This is a genomic window from Paracidovorax sp. MALMAid1276, assembly GCF_049198005.1.
GTDB lineage: Bacteria > Pseudomonadota > Gammaproteobacteria > Burkholderiales > Burkholderiaceae_C > Acidovorax.
The window spans coordinates 1-8715 of record NZ_JBMIRS010000182.1; the positions used below are offsets into that span (position 1 = coordinate 1).

The window sequence follows — 8715 nt, forward strand, 5'->3', positions numbered from 1 at the left end:
TAGACGCACTAGTTTCAGGTACTAGCGAGTAACATCGTGGAGGTTCGAGTCCTCTCCTGGGCACCAAGTTTAACGAGAACCGGCAACGGTTTTCAAAATATCAAGGCCGCTGAGACATCAGCGGCTTTTTTATTTTCCGCAGCTCCATCGTTCACACTGCCGCCCCCCGGGCCCCACCATGCAGTGCAACCCACCCACAAAATTCTTTGTCCATTTTTTGCTTAGGCAGCCAAAACCCCGAAATTGTTGTTCTATAATTCGAGGCTGATCTGAAAGCCCAGGTGGCGGAATTGGTAGACGCACTAGTTTCAGGTACTAGCGAGTAACATCGTGGAGGTTCGAGTCCTCTCCTGGGCACCAAACACATAAAAAGCCGTTGCAATCGCAACGGCTTTTTTGTTTTTGGCGGGTAGTTGAAGCATGGCCCGCTTCAATCGGATTGGTCCCTCAGGCTGCAAGCCACATGTTCGCAGCAGATGGATGCACCGATGTCCGGGGCGCGCGCCGTATCGAGCAGCGCCGCCCCAAGACCGGCGAGGGGCCGCCGCAGCGGCCCCATGCAGATCACTTGCGCAACAAGGCTTTCAGCGCGTTTTGCAGGCGCCGGGCGCTGGCCGCATCACTCGCCGTGGCCAGCACCTGGGCGGCATCCTGGCCCCAGGTCTGTGCGGGCGCGGGGTCATTGCGACGCGTCAACAGTTGCAGCTGCAACATGCGCCGGGCCGCAATGTGCTCGGCAGGCGTGGGTACCTCGGCGGCCATTTCCAAACGCAGCAGCGCTTCTGCCGCATCGCCCTTGGGCGCTGACGACAAGGACTGCGACCAGGCGCCGCGCACCTGCGGCGTCACGCGTCCGCCAAGGTCCTGCGCCGATGGCAGCTGTGCGGCATCGCGCTTCTCCCAGGCACCGATGAGCTGGGTCAGAGCTTCGCCATGGGCCTGGGCCGCCAGCTTTTTGAGCGCCAGCTGCGCGTGTTCCATGGCGTCGCGCTGCGCGCGGAACGCCGTGTCACCCAGCCGTGGACCCCGGTCTTCGTGCGCGGCGCCGCGATCACCAAAACGGCCGCCACGCTCGCTGTTGCGATCGCCAAAGCGCCCTTCGCCACGCGCCCCCCGACCGGCATCGCGGTCACCACCAGGTCGGCCGTCGCGACGATCACCGGGGCGGGCGCCACGTCCGGCCGCAGCCGGCGCGTCCTTTTTCATGCCCGGCCGGTCGTCTCCACGCACTGCCACCACAGGGCGTGCGGCAGGCTTGGGTGCCGGCGCGGGTTCTGCGGCCGATTGTTCGGATGCGCCCGCCGCAGCCTCGTCGGATGCCACGGGTGCAACGTCCCCTTCGGAAGCCGCCTGCGTCGGCGCGGCGGCGGGCTCCGCGGATGTCTGCATCTGTTCTTTCGCATGCTGCTGCGCAGCCGCCTGCGCCTGCCCGCGCAGCGCGGCCTCCAGCGCCTGCATGGCAGAACGGATCTGCTGGGCATCACCGGTGGCATTGGCGGCCTCCAGCGCCTTGGACGCATCCAGCACCGCCCGGTCGCGCACGCTCAACTCGGTGGCGGCACGCTCACGGTCTGCCGACTTGCGGTTGAACGCTTCATCGATCGGCTTGCGGAACGCGTCCCAAAGCTTCTGTTCATGCTTGCGGTCAAGCGGCACGGTCTGCGCTTCGGCTTGCCAGCGCTGCTGCAAGGCCTTGACCGCGTCGATGCGCAGCGCGGGCGCGGCGCCCAGGGCCGTGGCTTCTTCGATCATGGCGTGGCGACGGGCCAGGCTTTCCTTTTGTGCGGCCTCCAGCGGCGCCGCTGCCTGCGCAATCGCCGCCTTCCATTGCGGCTGAAGTTCGGCAAACAGCTTCTCGCCCACATGGCCGCCTTCGCGCCACCGATCGCCAAACTGGTGCAGCGCACGATTGATGGCCTTCCAGTCCCCAGAGGCCGCATGCTCCTGCGCCCAGGCCTTCACCTCTTCAATCAGCGCCAAGCGCTGCGCCTTGTGCTCAGCCGCCTCGGAGCGGATCTTGTCCAGCCACGCTTCAACCACCTTGTGCGCCGCATTGCAGGCCTCGTCGAACTTCTTCCAGAGCGCATGGTTGGGCGCGCCGCCCTGGTCGGCCTGTTTCCACTGCTCGCGCAGGCTGCGCAGGGTCTCCTGCATCTTGCGTCCGCCCAGCCCCTGGCCTTCGGGGCGGTTCAGCAGCGCTTCGGCCTTGGCCACCAGCTCTTCGCGCACCTGGTCGGCACTCCAGCGCTGCCAGCCTTCCAGCTCGCCAGCCGCCACCAGCGCAGTGTGCACCTGCTGCTCCAGCGCATTGTCGATGTGCCTGCCGTGCACCTTCAGCACAGCGCGCAACGCGGCGGCCGCGCCCGCACTGGCCTTGCCATGGCCTTCTGCCGTTTCCTTCTCCAGCGTGGCCAGCGCCTCGCGCACCGTGGCGGCGGCCTTCTCGATCACTTCGGCGGCAACCTTGGGCTTGGAGGCACCACGCGCTGGCTTGGCCGCAGCGGCGCTGGCCGCCGCTTCTGTGGGCAGACCGCGCGCGGCGCGCAGCTCATCGGCCCACACGGGCACGGGAGGCAGCGGAGCATTGGCGTCCTCGGCCGCCGCCGCTGCCTGCGCCACCGCGGGCTGGAACGCATCCCACACCACCAGCAACTGCGTGCGAGACGCATCCAGCAGAGGCGGAAAACGCGCCTCCACGCTGGCCCAGCTGCCATCGCTCGTGAGCTCCTGGGCCTGCGCCTGCCAGCGCTCCACATCGGCACGCAGAACATCGAGAGCGGCCTGGGCATCGCGCCACGGCTTGGTGGACAGCACCTCGATGCGCTGCGCGAGCAGCACAGCGGCTTCGCGCTGCACCTGCACGCGATGCTGCAGGTCTTCGATCACTTTCACCCGATCGGCCAACTGCACCTTGAGCAGCGACAGCGGCTCGCGAGAGAGCGGAGCACCGGCCTTGGCGGCATCACGCTGCCATGCCAGCGCATCGGCGATATTGAGTTTGGGGGCGGACAGCAAGGCCTGCGCCTTTTCAGCCCACTCGGCGGCGATGGCCTCCTGGCCCTTGGCGCGCCGGATCTCGTCCAGCCGCTCGCGCACGGCGCGGGCCGCACCCTTGTCGCGGCCGCTGAGCTCTTTGAACACCTCTTGCAGTTGCTCAGGCGCGGGTTGCGTCGTCAGCCAATCGCGGATGCGGGCCGCGCGCTCGCCCGAGGTGGCGGCCGAAAAGGCTCCGCCAGTCAGCGCGTCGAGAGGATGCGGCTCAGGGGTTTTGGCCGGGGCCGGATTCACTTCAGGTGCGTCGGACATTTTGCTGCGGGGAAAAAATGGAAACATGGACCAATTGAGAACAAGGGCGGGCGCGGGCGCAGTGCCGACGGCCGAGGCAGCGGACACGCAGACCACAAAAGGCGCGCCGCAGCGACAAAGGGGCTATTTTGACCGGTAACGGCAAGCGCATTGCGCAGCAAACCTGCCGCCAATGCGAGCCAGGCATGACGCAAAGTGCATGGACGGCGCCAGCATTGCATGAAACACCCGCCACCACCCTGCGCGCCCCGGCGCCAGCGCGCATTATCTATATATAGATACGTCGCCCTATTCCAAGCGCGGAACGCCCAGCGAGGAGCGATAGGCGACGGCAAAAAAGAAAGCCCGGCGGACGGGCCATGGGGCCTGCCTGCCGGGCTTGACGGCTGACACAACGGTCTTTGCCATCGGTCGACATGCGGAGAAGAACGTCCGCATGGCGGGGAGGCAAGGGATTGCCTCCAAGGGGTTGCCATGGAAGCTGCATCTGCTGCACCTTGGCACTGAATGCCCTCGGCGGGAGACTTTGCTTCGTCTGGCGATGCCTGAACTCTGACAGGCCCACGAACCTTATCAAAGTCACGACTCCAATTCAAACGGCGTTCTCAATGACGCGCTTCAGAACGATTGAATTTGACATCGGGCCGTCACAGAAACAACCGCTGCGGCCCGCCACCGAACGCCAAGAAGCGCGTAAAGCTGTAGATTTTTACAGATTTTTCATAACAAATACATCTATAAAACTTGTTTATTAGTATTGACTCTGCATTTAGAGAACTTCTAGAATCCGCCTGCCCCAAAAACGGGGCTAGTAAAAACCCCAACCCGCTGCCGAACCCGGCTAATTCAAACAGGGCGACCCGAGCACGCCACAGACGTGCCGTCCCACTTGTTGGCGTACCAATCCAGGCGACTTGCCGGGCAGGCGCAGTCTTCACAGACTGTCCTCTTCCCCTGCTGTGCCTCAGAAAGGAAGAGCTATGACAGCGTCAGGAAAAATCGTCTCCGGCGTACGAACCTTCGTGGCCGACGTGACCGAAGGTTTTCTTGAAATCACCCACAACAGCTTTGCCCTGATCGGGCTGGCCGTTGCCTTTGTCGTTATTGCGCTCACTGCGCGCCCCGACCTGCGCCAGGCTGGCGAGGAACAGTTGATGGACTGGCTGCGTACGCGCCAGCTTGAAACGCTGGGCATAACCGTGGAGCCCGAGGCGAGCGAGCGCGCCACTGCCGCCAACCCCAAGGACCTGCCCAAGGCGCAGGCTGCGGTCACGTTCTGGCTGAGCAAGAAGTACCGCGTGGCGCCCGAGCCGCTGAGCGTGCTCGTGGCGGAGGCCTATGACATCGGTGAACGCACCAAGATCGATCCCACGCTGATTCTGGCGATCATGGCCATCGAGTCGAGCTTCAACCCCTTTGCCCAGAGCGCCGTGGGTGCGCAGGGCCTGATGCAGGTGATGACCCGCGTGCACACCGACAAGTACGAGAGCTTCGGCGGCCACTTCGCAGCCTTTGACCCCGTGACCAACCTGCGTGTGGGCGTCAAGGTGCTGCAGGAGTGCATTGCGCGCGCCGGCTCGGTCGAAGGCGGGCTGCGCTACTACGTGGGCGCGGCCAATCTTCCCGACGATGGTGGCTATGCCGCCAAGGTTCTGGCAGAGCATTTCCGGCTCAGGCAGGTTGCCAATGGGCGCGCCATGCCCACCAATCCGCCACCCACGCTGTCTGCGCAGGCCGCACCCCAGGTGGTGCCTGCCGTGGCACCCGCGGCGGCCCCCGCCCCAGCACCCGCGCCCCTGGCGGTGCCTGCACCGGCCGCCCCGGCCGGCGAAAAAGTGGCCTTGCTGTCGGGTCTTTGAACTGCGCAAGGCCTGCCCATGGCGCAGCCTGGGAACCCGGCACGCCGCTTGGGCCACCACGGGGTCAGCTACACTAGCGGGGTACGCGACTGGCGATAGGCGCGGTATCGCAACGATGCCGCCGCTGACGTGGAAACCGGCAAGGGTCCGCCCCTTGTGAACCACTGGGAAGCGTGCCGCGCAGGTTCTTCCTGCCGCGTTCAGCCGTTCGCCTGGGCAGCCCTTGTTTCAAGGGACATCAAGAGCGTGTATATGGCCTTTTCATGGTGCCCGCAAGGCAGCAAACAGTCGCAATCCAGGCGCGGGCCGCAGCCCATGCTTGAGCCTGTGCAAGGCGCGCAACGACGAGTGCGGCTGTTTGCTGCCTTGCCCGAAGGGTTGCCCCGCAAAGGCAGCGTCTGCCGCGTTGCACATCCTCGCCGCACAGCGGTGCGGCTTGCGGTGAGCGCCTTGCAGCCACTGCCTTTGCGGGACAACGGACACCATGAAAAGGCCATATCCACGCTCTCAGCTTAGGACTGCCAACACCATGTACGACCGCAAAATCCTCGTCGAACAAACCGACCCCGAACTCTTTGCCGCCATTGAGGCCGAAAACGCCCGGCAAGAGCACCACATCGAGCTGATCGCCAGCGAAAACTACGCCTCCCCCGCCGTGATGTGGGCCCAGGGCACCCAGCTGACCAACAAGTACGCCGAGGGCTACCCCGGCAAGCGCTACTACGGTGGCTGCGAACATGTGGACGTGGCCGAGCAGCTGGCCATCGACCGCGTCAAGAAGATCTTCGGCGCCGATGCGGCCAACGTGCAGCCGCACTGCGGCGCTTCTGCCAACGAGGCCGTGTTCCTGGCCTTCCTCAAGCCCGGCGACACCATCATGGGCATGAGCCTGGCCGAAGGCGGCCACCTGACACACGGCATGCCGCTGAACATGTCGGGCAAGTGGTTCAACGTGGTCAGCTACGGCCTCGATAAGAACGAAGCCATTGACTACGACGCGATGGAAGCCAAGGCCCGCGAGCACAAGCCCAAGCTGATCGTGGCTGGTGCATCCGCCTACAGCCTGCACATCGACTTCGCCCGCTTCGCCAAGGTCGCCAAGGAAATCGGCGCGATCTTCATGGTGGACATGGCCCACTACGCCGGCCTGATCGCTGCGGGCGTGTACCCCAACCCCGTGCCGCACGCCGACGTGGTCACGTCCACCACGCACAAGAGCCTGCGCGGCCCGCGCGGCGGCATCATCCTGATGAAGGCCGAGCACGAAAAGGCCATCAACAGCGCCATCTTCCCCGGCCTGCAAGGCGGCCCGCTGATGCACGTGATCGCGGCCAAGGCCGTGGCCTTCAAGGAAGCCATGCAGCCCGAGTTCAAGGCTTATCAAGAGCAAGTGGCCAAGAACGCCAAGGTGGTGGCCGAGACGCTGACCGCACGCGGCCTGCGCATCGTGAGCGGCGGCACCCAAAGCCACGTGATGCTGGTCGACCTGCGCGCCAAGGGCATCACCGGCAAGGAAGCCGAGGCCGTGCTGGGCGCCGCCCACATGACCATCAACAAGAACGCGATCCCCAACGACCCTGAAAAGCCGATGGTGACCAGCGGCGTGCGCATTGGCACCCCCGCCATGACCACGCGCGGCTTCAAGGAAGAGGAAGCCCGCATCACGGCCAACCTGATTGCCGACGTGCTGGACAACCCGCGCGACGAGGCCAACATCGCTGCCGTGCGCGAGAAGGTCAACGCCCTGACGGCCCGCTTCCCGGTCTACCGCTGAGACGGAGCCTCGGCCACCATCATGAAGTGCCCCTTCTGCAGCCACCTCGAAACGCAAGTCGTTGAAACGCGGGTGTCTGAGGATGGGGTCTTCATCCGCCGCCGCCGCCAGTGCGGCGCGTGCGACAAGCGGTTTACCACCTACGAGCGGCCGGAGGTGAGCTTTCCGGCCATCGTCAAGAAGGACGGCCGCCGCATCGAATACGACCGGGGCAAGCTGTTGGCCTCGTTCAACCTGGCGCTGCGCAAGCGGCCCGTGAGCACGGTGCAGATCGACAACGCCATCGAACGCATTGAAGAAAAGCTGCTGAACCTGGGCCAGCGCGAAGTCATCTCCGGCCGCATTGGCGAGCTGGTGATGCGCGAGCTCAAGAAGCTGGACAAGGTGGCGTATATCCGCTTTGCGAGCGTCTACCGCAGCTTCGAGGACATCGACGACTTCCGCGCGATGGTGGATGAGGTACGCAAGTAGCCTGTGATCGGGGCCTGTATGTCTGGTCTATTTGGGTCTTTTTAGCCTGCAGCGCTTATCCATAAAGCGCTGGCAGCTATCAATTTTTTATCAAATCAAGACCGCCCGCCCCGGCTACATGGCGTCCCTATGCGCCCTTGTCACACAGGCTACAGCCACGATTGCTACCAAAAATATAGCTATCAGCGCTTGCTGCACAAGCGCAAAGCACATTTTTCACTCATTTAATCGCCTGACCTTGGTCAGCAGGCGCCGCGCGGGTGCCGGACAATGCGCCCGGTGAAAACCCGCCACTTCCTGCAGCTGGTGCTGCTGTCTGCCCTGTGGGGCGCCTCGTTTCTCTTCATCCGCGTTGCCAGTCCGGTGCTGGGCCCCAATGTGATGGCCGCGCTGCGCATCGGCCTGGCCACGCTCACGCTGATCGGCCTCATGCGGCTCGCCCGTGAAGACTGGCCGTGGCGCCATTGGCGCGAGCTGTTCGGCCTGGGCACGCTCACGGTGGCCCTGCCCTTCCTGCTGTATGCCTGGGCGGCGCTGCATCTGCCTGCCGGGTACAGCTCGCTGCTCAACACCATGGCCGTGCCCTTCGGCGTGCTCGCTGCGGCATGGATGAAGGAAGACACGCTGAGCGCGCGCAAGTGGCTGGGCTGCCTCTGCGGCTTTGCGGGGGTGGCGCTGATCGTGCAGCTGGGGCCGGTGCAGCCCACGCCGGCCTTGCTGCTGGCCGCGGCCGCGTGCGTGGCGGCCTCGGCCTGCTATGGCATCTCCACCACCTGGATGAAGCGCGCCACCCACCGCATGTCGCCGCTGTCCATTGCCGCAGGCATCCACGCTGCCGCGCTGGTGCTGCTGCTGCCCGGTGCCGCCTGGAGCCTGCCCGAGGCGCGCTTCACGCCGGGCGCGCTCGCGGCCGTGGCCGTGATGGGCATCGTGACCTCGGGGCTGGCCTACTGGCTCAACCTGCGCGTGCTCAAGCACGTATCGCCCGTGGCGGCCATGAGCTCAGCGTTCATGATCCCGCTGTTCGGTGTGGCCTGGGGCCATGTGTTCCTGGGCGAGGCGCTGGGGCCGGGCATGCTGTGGGGCGGCACCCTGGTGCTGGTGGCCACCGGCCTGGTCACGGGCTTCAACCCGCTGCGCTGGCTGGTGGCGCTGCGATCACGCGGGCAATAGCCGCCGCCGCGCAGCCGAGGCGCGTTAGAACGTGTTGACGATCTCCCAGGGGTCGCGCAGCGGTCTTGTCGGGATGGGGTGCAAGGCGCGGCGCGCAGTGGATAGCCCGGCTATCCACAAGCGCCGCAACGC

5 protein-coding genes, 1 tRNA gene and 1 riboswitch are annotated in these 8715 nt (G+C 65.1%); of the genes, 5 read left to right on the top strand and 1 reads right to left on the bottom strand.

The window, feature by feature from the left end:
• The first annotated feature begins 275 nt into the window (after positions 1–275).
• Positions 276–360 (top strand) — tRNA-Leu (locus tag ACOQFS_RS12845).
• A 204-nt stretch (positions 361–564) separates the two neighbouring features.
• Here ACOQFS_RS12845 and ACOQFS_RS12850 read toward each other — a convergent pair.
• Positions 565–3333: a DUF349 domain-containing protein gene (locus ACOQFS_RS12850; protein ID WP_421563253.1), complete on the bottom strand. Its 2769-nt coding sequence runs from the start codon at positions 3331–3333 to the stop codon at positions 565–567.
• 953 nt (positions 3334–4286) lie between these two features.
• Between ACOQFS_RS12850 and ACOQFS_RS12855 the strand changes: the two genes are divergently transcribed.
• The 4 genes from ACOQFS_RS12855 to ACOQFS_RS12870 all read left to right on the top strand — a co-directional run bounded on the left by ACOQFS_RS12855 (position 4287) and on the right by ACOQFS_RS12870 (position 8583).
• Entirely contained in the window at positions 4287–5165 is an 879-nt protein-coding gene (locus tag ACOQFS_RS12855; RefSeq protein ID WP_421563254.1) for a transglycosylase SLT domain-containing protein, read from the top strand.
• Between the two features lie 75 nt (positions 5166–5240).
• Positions 5241–5390: riboswitch (ZMP/ZTP riboswitch) on the top strand.
• Between the two features lie 304 nt (positions 5391–5694).
• Positions 5695–6939, top strand: coding sequence for a serine hydroxymethyltransferase (glyA, locus tag ACOQFS_RS12860; protein ID WP_421563255.1), 1245 nt, complete (start codon positions 5695–5697; stop codon positions 6937–6939).
• A 21-nt stretch (positions 6940–6960) separates the two neighbouring features.
• Positions 6961–7410 (top strand): transcriptional regulator NrdR, encoded by a 450-nt coding sequence (nrdR, locus tag ACOQFS_RS12865; protein ID WP_421563256.1) that lies wholly within the window; start codon positions 6961–6963, stop codon positions 7408–7410.
• Positions 7411–7680: 270 nt separating this feature from the next.
• Positions 7681–8583, top strand: a complete 903-nt coding sequence (locus tag ACOQFS_RS12870) for a DMT family transporter (RefSeq protein WP_421563257.1) — start codon at positions 7681–7683, stop codon at positions 8581–8583.
• Positions 8584–8715 lie beyond the last annotated feature (132 nt).

What these genes read in the sequence shown, in the direction of transcription:
- ACOQFS_RS12850 (WP_421563253.1), bottom strand. Translation starts at nt 3,333, where the DNA reads ATGTTTCCATTTTTTCCCCGCAGCAAAATGTCCGACGCACCTGAAGTG.
- nrdR (WP_421563256.1), top strand. Translation starts at nt 6,961, where the DNA reads ATGAAGTGCCCCTTCTGCAGCCACCTCGAAACGCAAGTCGTTGAAACG.
- ACOQFS_RS12855 (WP_421563254.1), top strand. Translation starts at nt 4,287, where the DNA reads ATGACAGCGTCAGGAAAAATCGTCTCCGGCGTACGAACCTTCGTGGCC.
- glyA (WP_421563255.1), top strand. Translation starts at nt 5,695, where the DNA reads ATGTACGACCGCAAAATCCTCGTCGAACAAACCGACCCCGAACTCTTT.
- ACOQFS_RS12870 (WP_421563257.1), top strand. Translation starts at nt 7,681, where the DNA reads ATGCGCCCGGTGAAAACCCGCCACTTCCTGCAGCTGGTGCTGCTGTCT.